The organism is Pandoraea soli, from assembly GCF_902459595.1.
Lineage (GTDB): Bacteria > Pseudomonadota > Gammaproteobacteria > Burkholderiales > Burkholderiaceae > Pandoraea > Pandoraea cepalis.
The window spans coordinates 319661-342360 of sequence record NZ_CABPSG010000004.1; the positions used below are offsets into that span (position 1 = coordinate 319661).

At 64.6% G+C, this 22700-nt stretch carries 19 protein-coding genes; all 19 read left to right on the top strand.

Annotated elements, in window-relative coordinates; all coding sequences use genetic code 11:
- Positions 1 to 23: 23 nt before the first annotated feature.
- Entirely contained in the window at positions 24 to 1325 is a 1302-nt protein-coding gene (gene gltA, locus PSO31014_RS10075; protein ID WP_150551484.1) for a citrate synthase, read from the top strand.
- A 281-nt stretch (positions 1326 to 1606) separates the two neighbouring features.
- Complete coding sequence (leuC, locus tag PSO31014_RS10080; protein WP_150551485.1) at positions 1607 to 3016, top strand: 3-isopropylmalate dehydratase large subunit; 1410 nt, start codon at positions 1607 to 1609, stop codon at positions 3014 to 3016.
- A gap of 55 nt (positions 3017 to 3071) precedes the next feature.
- Positions 3072 to 3200 (top strand): entericidin A/B family lipoprotein, encoded by a 129-nt coding sequence (locus PSO31014_RS10085; RefSeq protein WP_017233060.1) that lies wholly within the window; start codon positions 3072 to 3074, stop codon positions 3198 to 3200.
- Between the two features lie 121 nt (positions 3201 to 3321).
- Positions 3322 to 3972 (top strand): 3-isopropylmalate dehydratase small subunit, encoded by a 651-nt coding sequence (gene leuD, locus PSO31014_RS10090; RefSeq protein WP_150551486.1) that lies wholly within the window; start codon positions 3322 to 3324, stop codon positions 3970 to 3972.
- Positions 3973 to 3996: 24 nt separating this feature from the next.
- Positions 3997 to 5064: a 3-isopropylmalate dehydrogenase gene (gene leuB / locus PSO31014_RS10095; RefSeq protein ID WP_150551487.1), complete on the top strand. Its 1068-nt coding sequence runs from the start codon at positions 3997 to 3999 to the stop codon at positions 5062 to 5064.
- A 60-nt stretch (positions 5065 to 5124) separates the two neighbouring features.
- Positions 5125 to 6255, top strand: coding sequence for an aspartate-semialdehyde dehydrogenase (asd, locus tag PSO31014_RS10100; protein ID WP_150551488.1), 1131 nt, complete (start codon positions 5125 to 5127; stop codon positions 6253 to 6255).
- Between the two features lie 125 nt (positions 6256 to 6380).
- Positions 6381 to 9410: a motility hub landmark protein FimV gene (locus tag PSO31014_RS10105; protein WP_150551489.1), complete on the top strand. Its 3030-nt coding sequence runs from the start codon at positions 6381 to 6383 to the stop codon at positions 9408 to 9410.
- 97 nt (positions 9411 to 9507) lie between these two features.
- A complete protein-coding gene (gene truA, locus PSO31014_RS10110) occupies positions 9508 to 10308 on the top strand; it encodes a tRNA pseudouridine(38-40) synthase TruA (RefSeq protein WP_150551490.1) in 801 nt (266 codons plus the stop codon).
- Positions 10305 to 10961 (top strand): phosphoribosylanthranilate isomerase, encoded by a 657-nt coding sequence (locus tag PSO31014_RS10115; RefSeq protein ID WP_150551491.1) that lies wholly within the window; start codon positions 10305 to 10307, stop codon positions 10959 to 10961. The genes truA and PSO31014_RS10115 overlap by 4 nt, the downstream gene beginning before the upstream one ends.
- Before the next feature lie 57 nt (positions 10962 to 11018).
- Complete coding sequence (trpB, locus tag PSO31014_RS10120) at positions 11019 to 12221, top strand: tryptophan synthase subunit beta (protein WP_150551492.1); 1203 nt, start codon at positions 11019 to 11021, stop codon at positions 12219 to 12221.
- A 162-nt stretch (positions 12222 to 12383) separates the two neighbouring features.
- The gene (locus PSO31014_RS10125; protein WP_150551542.1) at positions 12384 to 13256 is read left to right on the top strand and encodes a DNA-methyltransferase; all 873 of its coding nucleotides are present in this window, start codon (positions 12384 to 12386) and stop codon (positions 13254 to 13256) included.
- Positions 13210 to 14034, top strand: a complete 825-nt coding sequence (gene trpA / locus PSO31014_RS10130) for a tryptophan synthase subunit alpha (protein ID WP_017234684.1) — start codon at positions 13210 to 13212, stop codon at positions 14032 to 14034. Before PSO31014_RS10125 ends, trpA begins: the two co-directional genes overlap by 47 nt.
- A 129-nt stretch (positions 14035 to 14163) precedes the next feature.
- Positions 14164 to 15039 (top strand): acetyl-CoA carboxylase, carboxyltransferase subunit beta, encoded by an 876-nt coding sequence (gene accD, locus PSO31014_RS10135; RefSeq protein WP_017234685.1) that lies wholly within the window; start codon positions 14164 to 14166, stop codon positions 15037 to 15039.
- Positions 15040 to 15228: 189 nt separating this feature from the next.
- The gene (gene folC, locus PSO31014_RS10140; RefSeq protein ID WP_150551493.1) at positions 15229 to 16527 is read left to right on the top strand and encodes a bifunctional tetrahydrofolate synthase/dihydrofolate synthase; all 1299 of its coding nucleotides are present in this window, start codon (positions 15229 to 15231) and stop codon (positions 16525 to 16527) included.
- 45 nt (positions 16528 to 16572) lie between these two features.
- The gene (locus PSO31014_RS10145; RefSeq protein WP_246176570.1) at positions 16573 to 17589 is read left to right on the top strand and encodes an SPOR domain-containing protein; all 1017 of its coding nucleotides are present in this window, start codon (positions 16573 to 16575) and stop codon (positions 17587 to 17589) included.
- 1 nt (position 17590) lies between these two features.
- Positions 17591 to 18472, top strand: a complete 882-nt coding sequence (locus PSO31014_RS10150) for a CvpA family protein (protein WP_246176571.1) — start codon at positions 17591 to 17593, stop codon at positions 18470 to 18472.
- A gap of 55 nt (positions 18473 to 18527) precedes the next feature.
- Positions 18528 to 20048 (top strand): amidophosphoribosyltransferase, encoded by a 1521-nt coding sequence (gene purF, locus PSO31014_RS10155; RefSeq protein WP_150551494.1) that lies wholly within the window; start codon positions 18528 to 18530, stop codon positions 20046 to 20048.
- Positions 20049 to 20273: 225 nt separating this feature from the next.
- Complete coding sequence (locus PSO31014_RS10160; RefSeq protein WP_150551495.1) at positions 20274 to 21461, top strand: O-succinylhomoserine sulfhydrylase; 1188 nt, start codon at positions 20274 to 20276, stop codon at positions 21459 to 21461.
- Between the two features lie 14 nt (positions 21462 to 21475).
- Positions 21476 to 22546 carry a histidinol-phosphate transaminase gene (hisC, locus tag PSO31014_RS10165; protein ID WP_150551496.1) on the top strand — a complete coding sequence of 357 codons (1071 nt, stop codon included), beginning with the start codon at positions 21476 to 21478 and terminating at the stop codon, positions 22544 to 22546.
- Positions 22547 to 22700: the final 154 nt, after the last annotated feature.

Genomic DNA, 22700 nt, shown 5'->3' on the forward strand with positions numbered 1-22700 from the left:
AAGTATTTTTTTGAGGAAGCGATATGACTCCGTCTGATGTTAAAGCCACCCTATCTTTCTCTGACGGTTCGCCCAGCGTCGAACTGCCGATCTATCAGGGAACGATGGGCCCGGATGTAATCGACATCCGCAAGCTGTACGGCCAGACCGGCAAGTTCACGTATGACCCGGGCTTCATGTCGACGGCGTCGTGCAATTCCGCCATCACGTATATCGATGGCGACAAGGGCGAGCTGCTGTATCGCGGCTACCCGATCGAGCAGTTGGCCACTCACTGCGACTTCCTCGAGACCTCCTATCTGTTGCTCAAGGGCGAACTGCCGAACGCCGAGCAGAAGGATGAATTCGTCAAGACCGTGACCCGTCACACGATGGTGCACGAGCAGATGAACTTCTTCTTCCGCGGGTTCCGTCGTGACGCGCACCCGATGGCTGTGCTGACCGGTTCGGTCGGCGCCTTGTCGGCGTTCTATCACGACTCGCTGGACATCAACAATCCGACGCACCGTGAAGTCTCGGCCATCCGCCTGATCGCCAAGCTGCCGACGCTCGTCGCGATGGCGTACAAGTACAGCATCGGCCAGCCGTTCGTGTATCCGCGTAACGACTTGTCGTACAGCGCGAACTTCATGCGCATGATGTTCGCGAACCCGTGCGAAGATTATGAAGTCAACGACGTGCTGGTGCGCGCCCTCGACCGCATCCTGATCCTGCACGCCGATCACGAGCAGAACGCCTCCACGTCGACCGTGCGTCTGGCCGGTTCGTCGGGCGCCAACCCGTTCGCCTGTATCGCTGCCGGTATCGCGTGTCTGTGGGGCCCTGCGCACGGCGGTGCGAACGAAGCCGCGCTGACCATGCTCGAGCAGATCGGTTCGCCGGACAAGATCCCCGAATTCATCAGGCAGGTGAAGGACAAGAACTCGGGCGTGAAGCTCATGGGCTTCGGTCACCGTGTGTACAAGAACTACGACCCGCGCGCCAAGCTGATGCGCGAGACGTGCTACGAAGTGCTCAACGAACTGGGCCTGCACGACGACCCGCTGTTCAAGCTGGCCATGCAGCTCGAGAAGATCGCCCTGGAAGACGAATACTTCGTGTCGCGCAAGCTGTACCCGAACGTCGACTTCTATTCGGGTATCGTTCAGCGCGCGCTGGGCATCCCGACGTCGATGTTCACCTGCATCTTCGCACTGGCCCGTACGGTGGGCTGGATCGCGCAGTGGAACGAAATGATCGGTGAACCGGACCAGAAGATTGGTCGTCCGCGTCAGCTGTTCATCGGCCACACGCCGCGCGAAGTCGCGACGATCGACAGGCGCTAAGCCTGTCGGAGGCGTTCGGCGCGGCCCCTCCTTGCCGCGCCGGCACCGCAACCTTGCCGAAACGGCAAGGCGGTGCGGCGCCCCAACGAGCCCTCGTTGCGCTATATTCGAAGCCACGGCACAAGCTGCCGTGATTCGCACAAATCCCCGGTTGATCGTGCGTTTACCGCCCGGTTTCCCGGGGATTTCGTATTCCGCCGGCGCGAAAGCGCTATGGCATAATCAAAAGTTCACGGAACGATGTGTGTTCCTACAACGATATTTAGCCCCGCGTTTTTATCATGGCCAAGACGCTGTATGACAAATTGTGGGATGCACATGTCGTGCATACCGAGGACGATGGCACTACGTTGCTCTACATCGACCGTCATCTGTTGCACGAGGTGACCAGTCCGCAGGCGTTTGAGGGGCTAAAACTCGCGCAGCGTCCGGTCTGGCGACTGTCCGCGAACCTCGCGGTGTCGGATCACAATGTGCCGACCACCGACCGCACGCAAGGCATCGCCGATCCGATTTCGCGTCTGCAGGTCGATACGCTCGACAACAACTGCGACCGCCTCGGCATTACCCAATTCAAGATGAACGACCTGCGTCAGGGCATCGTGCACGTGATCGGCCCGGAGCAGGGCGCCACGCTGCCCGGCATGACGGTGGTCTGCGGCGATTCGCACACGTCCACGCATGGCGCGTTCGGCGCACTGGCGTTCGGCATCGGCACGTCTGAAGTCGAGCACACGCTCGCCACGCAGACGCTGCTCATGAAGAAGAGCAAGAACATGCTCGTGAAGGTCGAAGGGACGCTGCCGCGCGGTTGCTCCGCCAAGGACATCGTGCTGGCCGTCATCGGCAAGATCGGCACGGCCGGCGGCACGGGCTACACGATCGAATTCGCCGGCTCGGCGATCCGCTCGCTCACGATGGAAGGCCGGATGACCGTGTGCAACATGGCCATCGAGGCCGGTGCGCGTGCCGGTCTGGTGGCCGTGGACGACACGACGATCCAGTACGTGAAGGGCCGACCGTTCGCACCCTCGGGCGTGGAATTCCAGCAGGCCGAAGCCTACTGGCGTACGTTCCACACCGATCCGGGCGCCGCGTTCGACCACGTGGTCGAGATCGACGCGAACACGTTGCGCCCGCAAGTGAGCTGGGGCACGTCGCCGGAGATGGTCGTGAGCATTGAAGACCGTGTGCCGGATCCCGAGAAGGAAAAAGACCCGGTCAAGCGCAGTGCCATGGAGCGTGCGCTCGAGTACATGGCGCTGACGCCGAACACGCCGATGTCCAGTGTCAACGTCGACAAGGTGTTCATTGGCTCGTGCACCAACTCGCGTATCGAAGATATCCGCGCGGCGGCATATGTTGTGAAGACGCTCGGTCGCCGTGTGGCACCGAACGTGCGGCTGGCGATGGTCGTGCCGGGGTCCGGACTGGTGAAGCATCAGGCTGAGCAGGAAGGGCTGGATCAGGTCTTCAAGGCCGCGGGCTTCGAATGGCGCGAGCCGGGCTGCTCGATGTGTCTGGCGATGAATGCCGACCGTCTGGAGCCGGGTGAGCGTTGCGCCTCGACCTCGAATCGTAACTTCGAAGGCCGTCAGGGCGCGGGCGGGCGTACGCACCTCGTGAGTCCGGCGATGGCCGCGGCCGCCGCCATCGAAGGCCATTTCGTCGACGTGCGTCGTCTGGTCTGACGCGCTCGCATCGATATAACCGTCGTTTGACATCGTCTTTGACAGAGAAAAAACCATGAAGAAGCTGTGGATGCTGATCGGTGCGATGCTGGTGCTGGGCGTGGCGGGCTGCAACACGATGGCGGGCCTTGGCAAGGATACGCAAGCCGCCGGCTCGGCCCTCGAGAACGCCGCGAAGAAGTGATGCGACGGTGCGCATCGCGCGGGCAATCGCCGTGCGTGCGCACCTACGAAATTTCCGGTTTTGACGGCCAGGGCTCTCTGGAACCGGCCGCAGCCGAACTGTTTTGATCAGGTGGTTCGTGATGGAAAAATTTACCGTCCATACGGGGTTGGTGGCGCCGCTGGATCGCGAAAACGTCGATACCGACGCGATCATCCCCAAGCAATTCCTGAAGTCGATCAAGCGCACGGGCTTCGGTCCGAACCTGTTCGACGAGTGGCGTTATCTCGATGTCGGCCAGCCGGGCCAGGATTGCAGCGGGCGTCCGCTCAACCCGAACTTCGTGCTCAACCAGCCGCGTTATCAGGGCGCCACGGTGCTGCTCGCACGCAAGAACTTCGGCTGCGGCAGCTCGCGTGAGCACGCCCCGTGGGCGTTGCAGCAATTCGGCTTCCGCGCCGTCATCGCGCCGAGCTTCGCCGACATCTTCTTCAACAACTGCTACAAGAACGGGCTGTTGCCGATCGCGTTGTCGGAGATGCAGGTCGATCATCTGTTCAACGAGACCGCCGCGTTCAACGGCTTTCAGTTGACCATCGATCTGGACAAGCAAGCGGTGATGACGCCCGACGGTCGCGCTTACGAGTTCGACATCGCGCCGTTCCGCAAGTACTGCATGCTGAACGGTTTCGACGACATCGGCCTGACGCTGCGTCACGCCGACAAGATTCGCGCCTACGAGGCCGAGCGGCTCGCCAAGCAGCCGTGGCTCGCAACGCGTCTGCCGGGCTGAGGCCCGCACGCACAAGGAGATCGCATGAAAATTGCAGTGTTGCCGGGTGACGGCATTGGTCCGGAAATCGTGGCGGAAGCCGTCAATGTGCTGAACGCACTTGGCGAGACGTTTGAACTGGAAGAAGCGCCCGTGGGCGGCGCCGGCTACGAGGCGGCGGGTCATCCGCTGCCGGACGCCACGCTCAAGCTCGCCAAGGAAGCGGATGCCATTCTGTTCGGCGCCGTGGGCGACTGGAAATACGATTCGCTCGAGCGCGCACTGCGTCCCGAGCAGGCGATTCTGGGGCTGCGCAAGCATCTGCAGCTGTTCGCCAACTTCCGTCCGGCGATCCTGTACAAGGAACTGGCCGACGCATCGAGCCTGAAGCCTGAAATCGTGGCAGGGCTCGATATCCTGATCATTCGCGAGCTGAACGGCGACATCTACTTCGGTCAGCCGAAGGGCTTCCGCCAGTCGCCCGATGGCGCTTTCGAAGGGGCGCGCGAAGGTTTTGATACCATGCGGTATAGCGTGCCGGAAGTGGAGCGCATCGCGCACGTCGCGTTTCAGGCCGCAGCCAAGCGCGACAAGCGCTTGTGTTCGGTGGACAAGGCCAATGTGCTCGAGACGTCGCAACTGTGGCGCGACACCATGATCGAGGTTGCCAAGCAGTATCCGGAGGTCGAACTCTCGCACATGTACGTCGACAATGCCGCGATGCAGCTCGTCAAGGCACCGAAGAACTTCGACGTCGTGGTGACCGGCAACATGTTCGGCGATATTCTGTCGGATGAGGCCGCGATGCTCACAGGGTCGATCGGCATGCTGCCGTCGGCGTCGCTGGATGCCAATAACAAGGGGCTGTACGAGCCGTCGCACGGTTCGGCGCCCGATATCGCCGGCAAGGGTGTTGCCAATCCTTTGGCCACGATCCTGTCGGCGGCCATGATGCTGCGTTACACGCTGGGCCGCGCGGAACAGGCCGATCGCGTGGAGAATGCGGTGAAGAAGGTGCTGGCGCAAGGTCTGCGCACGCCCGACATCTGGCAGGAAGGCGCGACCAAGGTCGGTACGCGCGAGATGGGTGCGGCAGTGGTTGCCGCGCTATAACGTTGACGGGGCGTCGTGAGACGCCCCTCGGCGCAATTGCAACGATAAGAGAGTGGATAAATGAAAACCGTAGGTCTGGTAGGTTGGCGGGGCATGGTCGGTTCGGTTCTGATGCAGCGTATGCAACAGGAGAACGACTTCGCCTTGATCGAGCCGGTGTTTTTCAGCACCAGCAACGCGGGCGGCAAAGCCCCGTCGATGGCGAAGAACGAGACTTCGCTGAAAGACGCCAATGATGTCAACGAGCTGAAAAAGTGCGACATCGTCATTACCTGCCAGGGCGGTGATTACACGACCGAGATATTCCCGAAGCTGCGCGCCGCGGGCTGGGACGGTTACTGGATCGACGCGGCCTCGACGCTGCGCATGAAGGACGATGCGATCATCGTTCTCGATCCGGTCAACCTCGACGTGATCAAGAACTCGCTCAGCAAGGGCACGAAGAACTTCGTCGGCGGCAATTGCACGGTGAGCTGCATGCTGATGGGGCTGGGCGGTCTGTTCCAGCACGGTCTGGTCGACTGGCTCACGTCGATGACGTATCAGGCGGCATCGGGCGGCGGTGCACAGCATATGCGTGAGCTGCTCACGCAGTTCGGCAGCATCAACGCCGAAGTCAAGGCGCTGCTGGACGATCCGCAGTCGGCCATTCTCGAGATCGACCGCAAGGTGCTCGCTAAGCAGCATGCACTTACGGCCGACGAGACCCAGCAGTTTGGTGTGCCGCTGGGGGGCAACCTGATTCCGTGGATCGACAAGGATCTGGGCAACGGTCAGTCGAAGGAAGAATGGAAGGGCGGCGCCGAGACCAACAAGATCCTGGGGCTGGGCGACGGTTTCCCGAACACCCGCGCCATTCCGGTGGACGGTCTGTGCGTGCGCATCGGCGCAATGCGCTGCCACAGCCAGGCGCTGACCATCAAGTTGACCAAGGATGTGCCGTTAGACGAACTGACGGACATCATCGGCCAGGCCAATGACTGGGTGAAAGTTGTGCCGAACACCCGCGAGGCGTCGATGACCGATTTGACGCCTGCGGCCGTGACCGGCACGATGACGATTCCGGTCGGTCGCCTGCGCAAGATGTCGATGGGACCGGAGTATCTGTCGGCGTTTACCGTCGGCGATCAACTGTTGTGGGGCGCGGCGGAACCGCTGCGTCGCATGCTGCGTATCCTGCTCGACGCTTGAGCGTCGCAGCGCATCGGTAAGGCGTGAAGAACGGCGGCCCGCGAGGCCGCCGTCCGCGCTTTGGGAGGCACCCCTTGTAGCCGGGGCGGCCAGTGACAAACGACTGACAGGCCTGACAAGACACAGTGCGGAAATACTCGATCGGCAAGCGTGCAAACTCGTCCCGTAATTCGTTCCGCCTGAGCGCGGCAGCGGCCGTCTTGTGGAGCCTCGGGCTGCTCAACGCCGGTGCGGCGGAGTTCGGCCCGCAGCAGGTGCGCTCGGGCCCGGGCCAGCCATTGCGTGCTGTCATCGTGCTGGGCAACGTGTCGCAGGCGGAAGCCGACGGATTGTCGGTGAAGCTCGCGCCGCGCGACGCCTTCAAGCAGGCCGGTCTGCGCTACGACCCCACGCTCGAGAAGCTTTCCGTGTCGGTCTCGCCGACGGCGGGGCGCGCGCCCGGTTACAGCGGCACGTATCTCGTGCATGTCGATTCGGCCGAGCCGATCAGTACGTCGTTCCTCGACCTGTTGCTGGTGCTCGAATGGCGCACCGGCCGTCAGTCCAATGCGCTCACGCTGTCCGCCATACCGGAAGCGAGCGCGACCCAAGCCGAGGCCGTCGTGCCCGCAGCGGCGGCGAGTCAGACCCCGCCCGCGGCGTCCTCCTCGGCCACCGCTTCCACCTCGTCCTCCTCCGCGTCCGCAACATCTGTCCAGCCGGGCAAGGCGTCTGCCGCCGGCGTCGGGGGCGAGCGCAAGGTGGGGCATGGCGAATCGCTGTCGTCGATTGCGCGTGAATTCACGGGCGGCGAAGGCGGGGTGACGCTGGCGCAGATGATGAGCGCGCTGTTCGAGGCTAACCGCTCGGCGTTCATCGGCGACGATCCGAATCGGCTGCGTCAGGGGGCGACGCTGACGCGTCCGTCCGACGCACAGGTGCAAGGTATTCCTCCCGCGCAAGCACGCAAGTTCGTGTCGGCTGCACGGGAACAGTTCGACGCGTATCGCGCGCGGCTGGCCGAATCGACGGCGCAGCAGGCAGCACCGGCCGGTGGCCGCAGTGCACAGGGCGCGATCGAAGCGGGCAAGGCGCCGGAAGCTGCCACGCCCGCGACACGCGATGAATTGAAGCTGTCGCGACCCGAAAAGGGCGGGGCGGGCGGCACGGCCGGTCGAACCGGCGGCAGCGAAGAAGCACAAATCGCCCAGGGCAAGGCGCAGGCCGAGGCTCAGGGCAGGGTGAACGAGTTGCAGAAGAACGTTGCAGATCTCCAGAAGTTGTTGGCGATGAAGAATCAGGCCGTCGCCAACCTGGAACAGCAGGCCGCCACCGCTTCCGGGGCGACTGCGCAGGAAAAGACGCCGAAACCCGCCAACGACAAGACGACTGTCGCGGCGGCAGCGGCCAAAACGGCACCGAATACCGCCAACGGCAATGGCACGAAACAAACCGACGCCGCTGCCCGCGCTGACAGTGCGGGTGCGACGGCCGTGGCTTCGGAGGCTGCCGTGACCGAGGCCGCGGCCGCCTCCGCCGCATCGGCGGGCGCGGCGGCGTCAGAGGCGACGGCTGCGGTGGCGGCACCGGCAAGCGATGTCGCCGCGATGGCCGCGGCCCGCGCCGTGGTCGCGCCGGCCAAGCCGGCGTCGAACGGCGCGATGAATTGGCGTGCCGTGAGCCAGAATCCTTACGTGCTGCCGGGCGCTGGCGTGCTGGTGGTGCTGCTCGGCCTGTGGACGTTGTTGCGCCGCCGTCGCGCGGCGGCACCGGTGGGGCAGCCCGGGCCGTATGACGACGGGCGTGATGCACCTGAAGGCCACGAGGGCCACGATGAGCCGCATGACGGTGCGCCGGGCGCTGCGTCGGCGTCGGGCGGCATGGCCACGGCGGGTGCCGCAGGCGCCGCGGCACTGTATGCGGCCAATCAAGCGCAAGCCGAAGCGCGGCAGCCAGCGGCCGACGATGCCTGGTCGGCATCGGACGAGGGCGTTGCCGCCGTCGACGCGATTCAGCACGAGTCCGCGGCAGATGAGGCTGGCGGACCCGATGCCTGGAACCCCGAGCCCGTACCGCTGAACGACGCGTTCGTCGACGAACATGACGAAGGCCGCGACGCGTCGCCGGCGGCGTCGGCCTCGGCGGAGTCATCTGAATCGTCTGAATCGATGGCTGAGCCGCTCGTGGCCGATGCGACGATCCCCGCGCCGGACACATCGGCCGAAGCCGTCGGCGAGCCGGAAATCGATTGGGGCGCCGCGTTTGCCGAGGAAGCCGGAAAGGCCGTCGGGGACGCCCAGGAAACGCCTGCCGCCCATGACGACTCGGCGGCGACCACCTTGTCGGCGCTCGAAGCGCTGGGCGCCGCCGCTGTCGGCGGTGCTGCCGCGACGTCGGTGCATGCACCTGAGTCGAACGTCTTGGCAGCACCGACAGAGCCCGCCGACGCTTCGCTCGACGGCAGCGTAGCCGGCATGCTGGGCGACCTGGATCTGGCGATCCCGGGACAGTCGGCGCATGTGGGCACGATTTCGAGCGATGCCTTGCCGTCGCTCTCGAAGGGGATGGGCTCGGTGCAATTCAAGATGGCGCCGATGGACGATCCGCTGCGCTCGAATGCGAGCGCGGACGAGGCGTCCGACGAGCCGGACGGCGAACTGAGCGATGCCGACTTCGACGCCGCGATGCAGCAGGCGAGCCACTCGAGCGCCGCGTCGCGCAGCTATACGGACACTGCGCACGAGGCGCCGTCGCTCAAGCCGTTGTCGTTCGATCTGTCGGACTTCAGCCTCGATCTGAAGGGAGACGACGCACAGGCGAGCCCGGCGTTCGTGAGCGCGCCGACGCTGGCAGCCGACATCGGGACAGAAGCCCTGATCGAGCACGAGGTGCTGCATACACCGGCCCCGGACACGCCGTATGCGGCCGAACCTGCGGCGCCGCAAATGCCGCAAACGGTTGCGCCGGTGCCTGCCATGCCGGCATCGCCCGTCGCCGCAGCGTCCGTCGAGCCGGGTGTGCCGGACGAATACCATACGAAGCTGGAACTGGCGACCGCCTATCAGACCATCGGTGACGACGAAGGCGCGCGCGAACTGCTCGAAGAGGTGATTGCCGGCGGCGACGCGGCGCAGCAGTCCGTCGCCCGCACAAGGCTCGCCGAGCTTGGCAAGTGACGCCGAAAAGTTGACGCCACGACAGGCTGACGAACCCACCACAGATTGACCGTAGTTTGGGGCGCTCGTAGGTTGAGCGCCCATTTTTCTTTTTCATATGCGAATCGCACTGGGCATCCATTACGACGGCACGGCGTTCTCCGGCTGGCAATCGCAGCCGCATGGCAACACCGTGCAACAGACGCTCGAAGCCGCGTTGCGGGAATTCGGCGGCGTTGCGCTGCCCACGACTGTCGCGGGCCGCACCGATACCGGTGTGCACGGCATCGGTCAGGTGGCGCATTTCGACACCGACCTGGACCGCGCGATGTTCTCGTGGGTGCGCGGCGTCAACGCGTTTCTGCCCAAGATGGTCGCCGTGCAATGGGCGCAGGCGATGCCGGACGACTTCCACGCCCGATTTACCGCCTTCGAGCGCACGTATTTCTATGTGCTGTACGTGCACCCCGTGCGTTCGCCGTTGCTCGACGGTCGATGCGGCTGGCTGCACACACCGCTCGATCTCGAGGCCATGCGCGCCGCGAGCCGGGTGCTGGTCGGCGAGCACGACTTCTCGGCGTTCCGCTCGTCCGAGTGTCAGGCCAAGACGCCGGTGAAACATCTGTATGCCATCGACGTCGAGCAGCAAGGGCACTTCTTTGTGTTCCGCTTCCGGGCGAGCGCGTTCCTGCATCACATGGTGCGAAATATCATGGGCTGTCTGGTCGCCGTGGGCCGAGGCCGCCAGCCGGCGAGCTGGATGACGGATGTGCTCGCGAGTCTCGACCGTCGTCAGGCGGCCCCGACGTTCATGCCGGACGGGCTGTATCTGGCGCGGGTGGGGTATCCTGAGCGTTTCGCGGTCCCCGAGCCCAACTGGGCGGCGTGGCCGTTCCCGATGCCGTGGGCAAGTTCATGAAATCCCGTACCCGAATCAAGATCTGCGGCCTGTCGCAGCCGGCCGACATCGATCACGCGGTGGCGCTGGGCGCCGACGCCATCGGCCTCGTCTTTTACCCGCCGAGCCCGCGCTACGTGGATCTGGCGCGCGCGACCGAGCTGGCTCGCCGGGTGCCGCCGTATGTGAGTCTGGTCGGCCTGTTCGTGAACGCGACGGCCGACGAGATTGCCCGGACGGTCGAGGCCGTGCCGCTGACCACGCTGCAGTTCCATGGCGACGAAACGCCGGCGCAATGCGCGGTGTTGGCCGCCGCGGCGGGCAATCGTCCTTACATGCGCGCCATGCGTATCGGCCCGGAGACGAAAGACAGTGGCGATTTGCTACAATTCGCCAATGCATACACCGCTGCGCAAGGCATCTTGCTCGATGCTCTGGTCGAAGGCTACGGCGGTGGGGGAAAGGTTTTCGATTGGTCACTTATTCCAAAAGACATCGCGCGTCGGGCCGTTTTGAGTGGTGGCTTGAACGCACACAACGTTGCTGAAGCCATCGGCCGGGTGACGCCTTACGCCGTCGACGTGTCGAGCGGTGTAGAGGCGTCGCGTGGCGTGAAGGATCACGCCCGCATGACGGCGTTCGTGCACGCAGTGCGTGCCGCCGACGCCGAATGAGCAACCCGCCGGAGCGCCCGCCTGCGCTGCGCACCGGTACTGCGAAGATTGACAACCATGTACGATTTCCCTGACGCCCGCGGCCATTTCGGTCCGTACGGCGGTGTCTTTGTGGCCGAGACGCTGATCCACGCGCTCGACGAGTTGCGCGAGGCCTATGCGAAGTATCAGCACGATCCGGCCTTCCTCGAAGAATTCCATTACGAACTGAAGCACTACGTCGGCCGTCCGTCGCCGATCTATCACGCCAAGCGCTGGAGCCAGGAACTGGGCGGCGCACAGGTGTACCTCAAGCGCGAAGACCTGAATCACACCGGCGCGCACAAGGTGAACAACGTGATCGGGCAGGCGCTGCTCGCGCGTCGCATGGGCAAACGCCGCGTGATTGCGGAGACCGGCGCCGGTCAGCATGGCGTGGCAACGGCGACCATCGCCGCGCGCTTCGGCATGGAGTGCGTGGTCTACATGGGCTCGGAAGACGTCAAGCGTCAGGCGGCCAACGTCTACCGCATGCAACTGCTGGGCGCGACCGTGGTGCCGGTGGAATCGGGCTCGAAGACCCTCAAGGACGCGCTCAACGAAGCCATGCGCGACTGGGTGACCAACGTCGAGAGCACGTTCTACATCATCGGCACCGTGGCCGGGCCGCATCCGTATCCGATGCTCGTGCGCGATTTCCAGTGCGTGATCGGCGAGGAGTGCAAGGTGCAGATGCCCGAGCTGGCCGGCCGTCAGCCGGATTATGTGCTCGCCTGCGTCGGTGGCGGCTCGAACGCCATGGGTATTTTCTACCCGTATATCGATGTGCCGGACGTCAAGCTGGTGGGCGTGGAAGCGGCGGGCGACGGCATCGAGACCGGCCGTCATGCGGCGTCGATCATCGGTGGCACGCCCGGCGTGCTCCATGGCAACCGCACCTATCTGCTGCAGGACGCCAACGGTCAGATCACCGAGACGCATTCGATCTCGGCAGGTCTGGACTACCCGGGGGTGGGCCCGGAGCACGCGTGGCTGCATGACATCAAGCGTGCCGAGTACGTGGGCGTGACCGATACCGAGGCGCTGCGCGCGTTTCATGACTGCTGCCGGATCGAAGGCATCATTCCGGCACTGGAGTCGAGCCACGCGCTGGCTTATGCGTGCAAGCTGGCGCCGACGCTGCCGAGCGATCAGATCGTGCTAGTCAATCTCTCGGGGCGCGGCGACAAGGACATGCACACCGTGATGGCGCTGCCCAGGCCGGCGTCGGGCGGGGTGTAGGCGACATAAGCGACATAAGCGAGATCGGCGGCGTCGCGAGACGCCGTCGATGGCAGATCCTAAAATCCTCAGATTCCAAGATCCATCAAGGACACCCGAACCAGCATGACCGATCTGACTGATCGCAAGGCGCCACTTGACGTCCTCGGGGCCGAGCGCCCCATGGACGCCACCGAAGCTGCCGCCGCGCGTCTCGAGGCCAGGGAAGCGGCCGGCGAGCTGCGCGCGCGTTGGGCGCCGGGCGACATCACCTTGCGTCATGCCGACTTCCTGGAGCACCTGCACGAACTGGACGACGGCAGCGTCGACCTGATTCTTGCCGATCCGCCTTACGGGCTCGGCAAGGATTATGGCAACGATTCCGACAAGCGCTCCGGCGAGGATTTCCTCGGCTGGACGTATGGCTGGCTCGAAGCGGCGATACCGAAGCTCGCGCCGCGCGGCTCGCTGTACCTGTTCTGTACGTGGCAGTACGCCCCCGAGCTGTTCGTGTTCCTGAAGCGGCGCATGCTGATGATCAACGAGATCATATGGGATCGCCGCGTGCCCAGCATGGGCGGCAGCACCCGGCGGTTCTCGTCGGTACACGACAATATCGGCTTTTTCGCGGTCTCGAAGGATTACTACTTCGACCTCGATGCGGTGCGGGTGCCGTACGACGCCGCGACGAAGAAGGCGCGCTCGCGCCGTATCTTCGAGGGCAGCAAGTGGCTGGAACTGGGTTACAACCCCAAGGATCTGTGGTCGATCTCGCGATTGCACCGGCAAGACCCCGAACGCGTCGATCATCCGACGCAGAAACCGCTGCATATCATCGAGCGCATGGTGCTGGCCAGTTGCCCGCCCGGCGGTCTCGTGCTCGACCCGTTCATGGGCAGCGGCACGACGGCCGTGGCATGCGCGTTGCACGGCCGGCGTTTCGTCGGCTTCGAGCTGAACGCGCATTACCACGCGCTCGCCCACCAAAGACTTCAGAGACTTTCCGATCATGTCCCGCATTCAAGCGACGTTCCAAGCCTTGCAAGCGCAGGGTAAAAAGGGCCTCATCCCGTTCATCACCGCCGGCGATCCCGAACCGGGCTGGACGGTCAAGCTGATGCATGCGCTGGCCGACAACGGCGCCGACGTCATCGAACTCGGCGTGCCGTTCTCCGACCCGATGGCCGACGGCCCGGTGATTCAACGCGCCTCCGAGCGTGCGCTGGCCCGCGGCGTGAGCCTGGCGGAGGTGCTCGGCTACGTGGCGGTGTTCCGTCAGACGAACGACCGCACGCCGGTCGTGCTCATGGGCTATGCCAATCCGATCGAGGCGATGGGCCTCGACACCTTCGCCGAGCGGGCCGCCAAGGCCGGTGTCGACGGCGTGCTGGTCGTCGACTATCCGCCCGAGGAGGCCGAGACCTACGCCGGGGCCGTGCGTGCGCATGGCATCGATCCGATCTTCCTGCTCGCACCGACCTCGACCGAAGCGCGGATTGCCGCCGTGGCGCGTCAGGCCAGCGGTTATCTCTATTACGTCTCGCTCAAGGGCGTGACGGGGGCGGCGAGCCTGGATCTGGAAAGCGTGGCCGCGAAGATTCCTGAAATCAAGGCCGTCGCGCCCCTGCCGGTCGGGGTGGGCTTCGGTATTCGCGACGCCGCGACGGCGCGCGCCATCGCGAGCGTGGCCGACGCCGTAGTCATCGGCAGCGCCATCGTTCAGCGCCTGGAAAACACGCCGCGTGATCTGGAAGGCCATAACGCGGTAAAATCGCTCGCTGAATTCATCGGCGGTATTCGCCAGGCGCTCGACGAGGGCGCCAAATCGGCGTAGATTTGCGGCGTTTGTTCGCGGGGTCGATTCGTCGAACCGCCCGGTGAAACGCTGAATTGACACGGCCGTGTTGCACGGTCGCCAGAAACGCCCGCCCCGCCTGGTGCGGGCGTTTGCCAAGGAGAAACTATGAGCTGGCTCGATAAGCTGCTGCCCCCGAAGATCAAGCAAACCGATCCGACGCAGCGCAACAAGAGCATCCCGGAAGGGCTGTGGATCAAGTGCCCGTCGTGTGAGGCGGTGCTGTATCGCAACGACGTGGAAGCGAATCTGCACGTTTGCCCGAAGTGCGATCACCACATGCGTATCGGTGCCCGTGCACGTCTCGACGCGCTGCTCGATCCGGAAGGCCGTTACGAACTGGGACAGGAGATCGTGCCGGTCGACGCGCTGAAGTTCAAGGACAGCCGTAAGTACCCGGACCGCATCAAGGAAGCGATGGACGACACCGGCGAGACCGACGCAATGGTGGTCATGGGCGGCGCGATCCATACGCTGCCGGTTGTGGTCGCCTGCTTCGAGTTCGCCTTCATGGGCGGCTCGATGGGGTCGGTGGTTGGCGAGCGCTTCGTGCGTGGCGCGCAGAACGCGCTGGAGCAGGGGGTGCCGTTCGTCTGCGTGACCGCTTCGGGCGGTGCGCGCATGCAGGAAAGCCTGCTCTCGCTCATGCAGATGGCCAAGACCACGGCCATGCTCACCAAGCTGGCCAATGCCAAGCTGCCGTTCATTTCCGTGCTGACCGATCCGACGATGGGCGGTGTGTCGGCCAGCTTCGCCTTCCTCGGCGATGTGGTGATCGCCGAACCCAAGGCGCTGATCGGCTTTGCCGGCCCGCGTGTGATCGAGCAGACCGTGCGTGAAAAACTGCCGGAAGGCTTCCAGCGTTCGGAGTTTCTGCTGCAGAAGGGCGCGATCGACATGATCGTCGACCGTCGCAAGATGCGTGAAGAGATTGCTCGCCTGATCGCCCTGATGCAATGCCAGCCGGCGGACGCCGTCGCCTGAGCACGGAAAATTCACGGGCGCGATGGCGTCGCGCGCACTGCCGCGGTGCCCCAAAGGGCGGTGCAACGGCGTAGAATGTCGCAACGCCACGCCGTGCCGCTCATGCGGCGCTTGAACGCATCACTCAGCAGGATAGAAAGCGCGGACGTTACGTGACGTCCGCGTTTTTGTTTTTCTGCCCGACCATCCATGCCGACCTACTCCACTCTCGACGCCTGGCTCGCCCATCTGGAAACCGCTCACCCTGTGGGCATCGATATGGGTCTCACGCGCATTGGTCGCGTGAAAGAGGCGCTCGGGCTGCAATTCCCGTGCCCCGTCTTCACGGTGGGCGGGACCAACGGCAAGGGATCGACCTGCGCGATCATCGAAGCCATTCTGCTCTCGGCGGGTTATCGCGTGGGCTGTCACACGTCGCCGCATCTGATCTCGTTCAACGAGCGCGCGCGCCTGAATGGCGAGAACGTCGACGACACCACGCTGCTGAAGCATTTCGAGGCGGTCGAGGCCGCACGCACGAGCTTCGATACGCCTGTCTCGCTGACGTATTTCGAGTTCACGACGCTGGCGATCATGCACTTGTTCGCCACCGCCGGGCTCGATGCCGTGATTCTGGAAGTCGGCCTGGGCGGGCGTCTCGATGCGGTGAACATCATCGACCCCGACTGCGCCGTCGTCACCAGCATCGACATCGATCACGCCCAGTACCTGGGCGACACGCGCGAGGCGATTGCCATCGAGAAGGCGGGCATCTTCCGCGCGGGAAAGCCGGCGATCTGTGGCGATCCCATGCCCCCGGCCTCGCTGCTGGCCGAGGCGGAGCGCATCGGCGCGGATCTGTGGCTGTTCGGGCGCGACTTCAACTATCAGGGCGACAAGCAGCAGTGGAGCTATGGCGGACGCCAGATGCGCCGTCCGTCGCTCGCCTATCCGGCCTTGCGGGGCGCGAACCAGTTGCTCAACGCGTCGGCGGCGCTGGCCGCGCTCGAATCGATGCGCGACACGCTGCCGGTGTCGGCGCAGGACATTCGGCTGGGGCTCTCGTCGGTCGAGTTGCCGGGGCGGTTCCAGGTGCTGCCGGGGCGTCCGGCCGTGGTGCTCGATGTGGCGCACAACCCGCACGCCGCTGCCGCGCTTGGCCACAATCTCGACGGCATGGGCTACTTTCCGTACACATACGCCGTGTTCGGGGCGATGGCCGACAAGGATATCGAGGGGGTGCTTCGGCATCTCGTCGACAAAGTGGATCACTGGCGTCTGTGCGCGCTGCCGACCGAACGTGCCGCGAGTCCACAGAAGCTGGAAGCGAGTCTGCGGGCGGTGGGGTTCGTGCCGGATGCCGATCATTCGGTCGAGACCTTCGAATCTCCCGAGAAAGCCTATGCCGCCGCGCTCGAGCAGTGCGGGGAGAATGATAGAATTGTGGTTTTTGGATCGTTCTTTACGGTAGCCGGTGTCATGTCGCACCGCAAATTACAGCGCCATTAAGGCATGGCGGGGCGTTAGCCGTGACATTTGCTTACGAGAAATGTCATGCGCGGTACGCCCCCGATGCGCGATCATCATCCGTCCAACGACGCGAGTTACGACCAGAGCCAAGGGCCTATGGGATTGTTTTCCTTCCGCAAGAAAGTCGCCGAAGCCGTTCCCCCCAAGCGCGGTAGCGGCCGAACCGGCGCCCGTGCGGCGGGAGGGGGCGAATACAGCGAGCACGAGCAACTCGACCCGCTGCTGCCCGAGAAGCAACGCGCGCGCCGCCGTCTGGTGGGGGCATTGGCGCTGGTGCTCGCCGCCGTCATCATCCTGCCGATGGTGCTGGCCCCTGAGCCGAAACCGTCGGCTGACGACATCGCGATTCAGATCCCCGAAAAGGACACCAGCTCGCCGCCCGTGCGCGTGAAGCCGAAGGCTGCCACGCCGCCGACCGATGCGTCGCTCGACAAGGGCGAAGTCGCGCTCGACAGCAATGCACTGGCCGGAGCGAATGCCGCCAAGCCGGCGGTCTCGACGCCCGCCCCGGCACCGACGGCCGTGCCGCCGGCCGCCGCGATGGCCCCCGCGCCGAGCACGGTGCCGGAACCGGCGGTGGCGCAAGCGAAGCCGGAGATCAAACCCGACGTCAAGAAACCCGAGCCGCACGCGGAGGTGAAGCCGGCCGCGAAGCCGGAGTCGCACGACACGGCCAAGGCGCAAGCCAAGGCGCAGCCGAACAACAACGTCGCCGATCCAATTGCACAGTTTGCCCAGAACAACACGACGGCCAAACCCGCCAAATCGGCGGATGGCCACGACAGTGCGCAGAAGCCGGCGGCATCGAGCGGCAAGTACCAGGTGCGCATTGGCGCATTTTCGACGCAGGACCGGGCGCAGGCCTGGCTCGTCAAGCTCAAGCTCGTGAATGTGCCGAGCTACATGGTGAAAAGCAAGGTGGGGGGGCGTGAGCTTTACCTGCTGCGCGCGGGACCGTTCGCCGATCGCGCGAGTGCGGAAGCAGCGGGCAAGAAGATTCGCGACGCCGGACTGACGGCGCAGGTCGCCGAGGCAGGCTGAGTTGAGCGATCCGGTGCATGGCGGTCTGCTGACCGTGGTGGATTACGCGGCCATCGCAATTCTGCTCGGCTCGATGCTGCTGGGCATGTTGCGCGGTCTGGTGCGCGAGTTGTTCAATCTGGTGGGCTGGGTCGTGGCGTTCTTCGTGGCCCGCGCCTTCGGCCCGGCGCTTGCGCATTGGTTGCCTGCCGATCTGCCCGGCGGCGAGATGACGCAAGGCGCCCTCGGCTTCCTGCTGGTGCTGGTCGCGGTGGTGTTCGGCGCCGGTATCGTCAGCGCGCTCGTGGGGCGCATGACCGATCTGATCGGGTTGCGTCCGGCCGATCGCGGACTGGGCATGGTATTCGGCATCGTGCGCGGCATGTTGCTCTTGATGTTGTTGATGGTCGCCGCCAAGTTAACGTCATTGCCGCAACAACCGGTGTGGCAGCAGTCGCTGGTGCGTCCGTGGGTCGAGGCGGGATTGTCGCGGCTCATGCCGTACCTGCCCGAGCCGGTGCAGCACTATCTGCACAATCCCGAAGCGGCGGTGCCGAGTGTCAATCCGCTGGGAACACCGATTCCCTTGCCGCAGTTGACGCCATATCGTGGCGCGCCGGACGCGGGTGGGCGTGGTTCGCCGGGCCCTTCGACCGGTGAGCGTACCGACGGGACTTCCGGGATATCGGGGACGTCAGGCGCAATGGGCGGTGGCGCCCTTCGCGGCGGTAGCAGCGGTAGCAGCGGTAGCCTCGGCACGGGACTGACGGGCGATGGCCTGAGCGGCCAAGGCGCGCTCGGTCAGTCGCAGGGGTGGGGCATGCGTAGCGGCGGGGCAGCAGGTGCAGGAGCGGCGGGCGGATCGGCCACGCCGTCGACCGGCCTGCACAAGGTTTCCGAATGACGGATAATACGGTCCGTTAGTTGCAGATTTCGATGTTTTTTGAAGGATTCATGCCATGTGTGGCATCGTCGGTGTAGTTTCCAAATCCCCGGTCAACCAGTTCATCTACGATAGTCTGCTGCTGCTGCAGCACCGCGGCCAGGATGCCGCCGGTATCGCGACGACGGATGGCCAGTCCTTCTACATGCACAAGGGCAACGGCATGGTGCGCGACGTGTTCCGCACGCGCAACATGCGCGACTTGCCGGGCAACGTCGGTATCGGCCAGGTGCGCTACCCGACCGCCGGCTCGTCGAGCGCCGCACAAGCCCAGCCGTTCTACGTGAATGCGCCCTACGGCATCGTGCTCGCCCACAACGGCAACCTGACGAACTGGGAACAGCTCAAGGACGAGATGTTCCGTGTCGACCGCCGTCACATCAACACCACGTCCGATTCCGAAGTGCTGCTCAACGTGCTTGCGCACGAGCTGCAGGAAAGCTCGCGCAGCGGCCTGAGCGTCGAGTCGCTGTTCGAGGCGGTGGGCAAGGTGCACGGCCGTTTGCGCGGCTCGTACGCCATTGTCTCCATCATCTCCGGCTTCGGTCTGCTCGCCTTCCGCGACCCGCACGGCATTCGTCCCCTGTGCATCGGCCGCTTCGATGGCCCGAACGGCACGGAGTGGATGGTGGCGTCGGAGTCGGTGGCGCTCGAGGGCATGGGCTTCGCGTTCGATCGCGACGTCAAGCCGGGCGAGGCGGTCTTCATCAGCAACGACGGTGAGCTGACGTCGCAGTTGTGCGCCGTCGCCGCATCGTTGCATCCGTGCATTTTCGAACTCGTGTATCTGGCGCGTCCGGATTCCGTGCTCGACGGCGTGGCGGTCTACGACGCGCGTCTGCGCATGGGCGACTACCTCGCCGAGAAGATCCGTCGCGAGATCGACTATCAGGACATCGACGTCGTCATGCCGATTCCGGACTCCAGCCGTCCGGCCGCGATGCAGGTCGCCAAGCGACTGGGCCTGAATTATCGCGAAGGCTTCTTCAAGAACCGCTACGTCGGCCGTACCTTCATCATGCCCGGCCAGGCGATGCGCAAGAAGTCGGTGCGCCAGAAGCTCAACGCCATGCGCGTCGAGTTCAAGGACAAGAACGTGCTGATCGTCGACGACTCGATCGTGCGCGGCACGACCAGTCAGGAAATCGTGCAGATGGCACGTGACGCCGGTGCGCGCAAGGTGATCTTCGCGTCGGCCGCGCCGCCCGTGAAGTTCCCGAACGTGTACGGCATCGACATGCCCACGCGTAGCGAGCTGGTGGCGCATGACCGCAGCGACCAGGAAGTGGCGCGCATCATCGGCGCCGACGCACTGATCTATCAGGACGTCGAAGACATGAAGGCCGCCGTGCGTGACATCAACCCGGCGCTCGCCGATTTCGATGCTTCATGCTTCGACGGCAAGTACATCACGGGCGACGTCACGCCGGAGTATCTGACCCGTCTGGAGCAGCAGCGCAAGGCGCCGAAGGCCCCGGTGGTGGAGTCCGGTGAAGGCGACGACAACGAGCCGCGCGGATCGCAGCTCGGCCTCTGAGCCGACCTTGGCGCAGCGGGCGGCGGGGATTTTCCCTCCCCGTCGGCAACGTGCTACACTCGTTTTCACGTCGATTTGATTTCAGCTTGCGGACGTGGGGGAACTTCCCCGAAACAGCTAAAGCGAGGCCTAGACAGATGGATTTCGAGCCCGTTTTGCTGACCAGCGAAACGGGCTTTTCTTTTTTTGGCCGGCGGGCGGGCCAACCTAATGACGAGACACACGATGGACTCCTTCGACTTCGATACCCTGGCGGTGCGCGCTGGCACGCAGCGCTCCGAATTTGGTGAGCATTCCGAGGCGCTTTACCTGACCTCGAGCTTCGTATTCAAGAGCGCGGCCGAGGCCGCCGAACGCTTTGCGCATTCGGAGGAGGGCTTCACCTACTCGCGCTTTACCAACCCGACCGTGTCGATGTTCCAGGACCGTCTGGCGGCGCTCGAAGGCGGTGAGGCGTGCATGGCGACCGCGTCGGGCATGAGCGCCATTGTCTCGGTCGTAATGTCGGCGCTCTCGGGCGGCGACCACCTCGTCAGCTCGCAGAGCATTTTCGGCTCCACGCTTAACGTCTTCTCCACGATTTTCAATCGCTTCGGTGTCGAGACGACGTTCGTCGACCCGACCGACCTCGACGCCTGGCGCGCCGCGATCCGTCCGAACACGAAGATGTTCTTCCTCGAGACGCCGTCCAACCCGCTCACCGACATCGCCGACATTACCGCCATCGGCCAGATCGCGAAGGAGGCGGGTGCCTTGTTCGTCGTCGACAATTGCTTCTGCACGCCGGCGTTGCAGCGGCCCATCGAGTACGGTGCAGACGTCGTCGTGCACTCCGCGACGAAGTTCCTCGACGGGCAGGGCCGCGTGCTGGGCGGGGCGATTGTCGGCACGAAGGAATTCATCATGGGCAAGGTGTTCACGTACGTGCGCAGCGCCGGTCCGACGCTGTCCGCGTTCAACGCGTGGGTGTTGCTCAAGGGCTTGGAGACGTTGTCGCTGCGTGTCGAGAAGCAATCGGAGAACGCGCTGGCGATCGCGCAGTGGCTGGAGCAGCAGCCGCAGGTCGCCCGCGTGTATTACCCGGGGCTTCCGTCACATCCGCAATACGAACTCGCACAGCGCCAGCAGAAGGCAGGCGGCGCGATCGTCGCGTTCGAACTCAAGGGCACAACCCCGGCCGAACAGCGTGAAAACGCCTGGCGCGTGATCGACAACACGCGCGTGTGCTCGATCACCGGCAACCTTGGCGATACGCGCACGACGATTACGCATCCCGCGAGCACGACGCACGGTCGCATTACGCCGCAAGCGCGCGCTGCGGCGGGCATCACCGAAGGCCTGATCCGTCTGGCGGTCGGTCTGGAGTCGCCTGCCGACATTCGGGCCGATTTGGCTCGCGGTTTCGTGAGCTGAGCGGAGTGGCCGTCATGAATCGATTCTGGAGCGCGGGCGTTGCCGATCTGACGCCCTATGTGCCCGGTGAGCAGCCGCAGATGCAGCGTCTCATCAAGCTCAATACCAATGAGAATCCGTACGGCCCGTCGCCGCGCGTGCTCGCCGCGATTCGCGAGGCGCTCGGCGGCGATGCCGACGCACTCAAGCGGTACCCGGATCCCGACGCCCGTCGCTTCAAGCAGGCCATCGCCACGCGGTTCGCTCTGGAAGTGGCCAATGTGCACGTGGGCAATGGGTCCGACGAAGTGCTGGCGAACGTGTTTCAGGGATTGCTCAAGCACGACAAGCCGATTCTGTTTCCGGACATCACCTACAGTTTCTACCCGGTGTACTGCGGGCTGTACGGCGTGGCGTTCGAGAACGTGCCGCTGACGGACACGTTCGAGATTCGCGTCGACGACTACCTCAGGCCCAACGGCGGCATCATCTTCCCGAATCCGAATGCGCCGACAGGACGCCTGCTGGCGGGGGGCGAGATCGAGCGTTTGCTGGCGGGAAATCCGGATTCGGTGGTCGTCATCGACGAGGCCTACATCGACTTCGGCGGGGAGAGCGCCGCGAAACTGATCGCGAAGTATCCGAACTTGCTCGTGGTTCAGACCCTCTCGAAGTCGCGCTCGCTGGCGGGGCTGCGCCTGGGCTTCGCCATCGGGCATCCGGATCTGATCGAAGCGCTCGAGCGCGTGAAGAACAGCTTCAACTCGTACCCGCTCGACCGTCTTGCGCAGGCGGCCGGGGTGGCCGCCGTCGAGGACGAGGCGTATTTCGACGAAACGCGTCGGGCGGTGATCGCGAGTCGTGAGGCCATGGTGACGCGCTTGTCGGCGCTCGGTTTCGAGGTGCTGCCGTCGACGGCGAACTTCGTGTTCGCGCGTCACCCGTTGCACGACGCGGCCCAACTGGCGTCGGCGCTGCGGGAGCGCTCGATCATCGTGCGCCACTTCAAGCAGGCGCGCGTGGCGCAGTTCCTTCGCATCACGGTCGGCACCGAGGCAGAGTGCGTCGCGTTCACGGACGCATTGAAGGAAATTCTGGCGGGCTGACGTCGCTTGCGACGTCTCGACGTTCCGCAAGACGACGGGCGCGGCGGGATGCCGATCCCCTGAGGGCCGGCAGCGCGGGGACGTGGAACGTTTCCGGCGCTGTCGGCCCTTTTGTTTCATGTGATGAGATGTCTCCGGGGGGCGCCGGGAATCG

Coding starts and splice junctions, on each gene's coding strand:
- leuD (WP_150551486.1), top strand. CDS start 3,322: ATGGAAAAATTTACCGTCCATACGGGGTTGGTGGCGCCGCTGGATCGC.
- truA (WP_150551490.1), top strand. CDS start 9,508: ATGCGAATCGCACTGGGCATCCATTACGACGGCACGGCGTTCTCCGGC.
- hisC (WP_150551496.1), top strand. CDS start 21,476: ATGAATCGATTCTGGAGCGCGGGCGTTGCCGATCTGACGCCCTATGTG.
- purF (WP_150551494.1), top strand. CDS start 18,528: ATGTGTGGCATCGTCGGTGTAGTTTCCAAATCCCCGGTCAACCAGTTC.
- PSO31014_RS10125 (WP_150551542.1), top strand. CDS start 12,384: ATGGACGCCACCGAAGCTGCCGCCGCGCGTCTCGAGGCCAGGGAAGCG.
- PSO31014_RS10115 (WP_150551491.1), top strand. CDS start 10,305: ATGAAATCCCGTACCCGAATCAAGATCTGCGGCCTGTCGCAGCCGGCC.
- PSO31014_RS10085 (WP_017233060.1), top strand. CDS start 3,072: ATGAAGAAGCTGTGGATGCTGATCGGTGCGATGCTGGTGCTGGGCGTG.
- folC (WP_150551493.1), top strand. CDS start 15,229: ATGCCGACCTACTCCACTCTCGACGCCTGGCTCGCCCATCTGGAAACC.
- leuB (WP_150551487.1), top strand. CDS start 3,997: ATGAAAATTGCAGTGTTGCCGGGTGACGGCATTGGTCCGGAAATCGTG.
- PSO31014_RS10145 (WP_246176570.1), top strand. CDS start 16,573: ATGCGCGGTACGCCCCCGATGCGCGATCATCATCCGTCCAACGACGCG.
- leuC (WP_150551485.1), top strand. CDS start 1,607: ATGGCCAAGACGCTGTATGACAAATTGTGGGATGCACATGTCGTGCAT.
- trpB (WP_150551492.1), top strand. CDS start 11,019: ATGTACGATTTCCCTGACGCCCGCGGCCATTTCGGTCCGTACGGCGGT.
- trpA (WP_017234684.1), top strand. CDS start 13,210: ATGTCCCGCATTCAAGCGACGTTCCAAGCCTTGCAAGCGCAGGGTAAA.
- gltA (WP_150551484.1), top strand. CDS start 24: ATGACTCCGTCTGATGTTAAAGCCACCCTATCTTTCTCTGACGGTTCG.
- asd (WP_150551488.1), top strand. CDS start 5,125: ATGAAAACCGTAGGTCTGGTAGGTTGGCGGGGCATGGTCGGTTCGGTT.
- PSO31014_RS10160 (WP_150551495.1), top strand. CDS start 20,274: ATGGACTCCTTCGACTTCGATACCCTGGCGGTGCGCGCTGGCACGCAG.
- accD (WP_017234685.1), top strand. CDS start 14,164: ATGAGCTGGCTCGATAAGCTGCTGCCCCCGAAGATCAAGCAAACCGAT.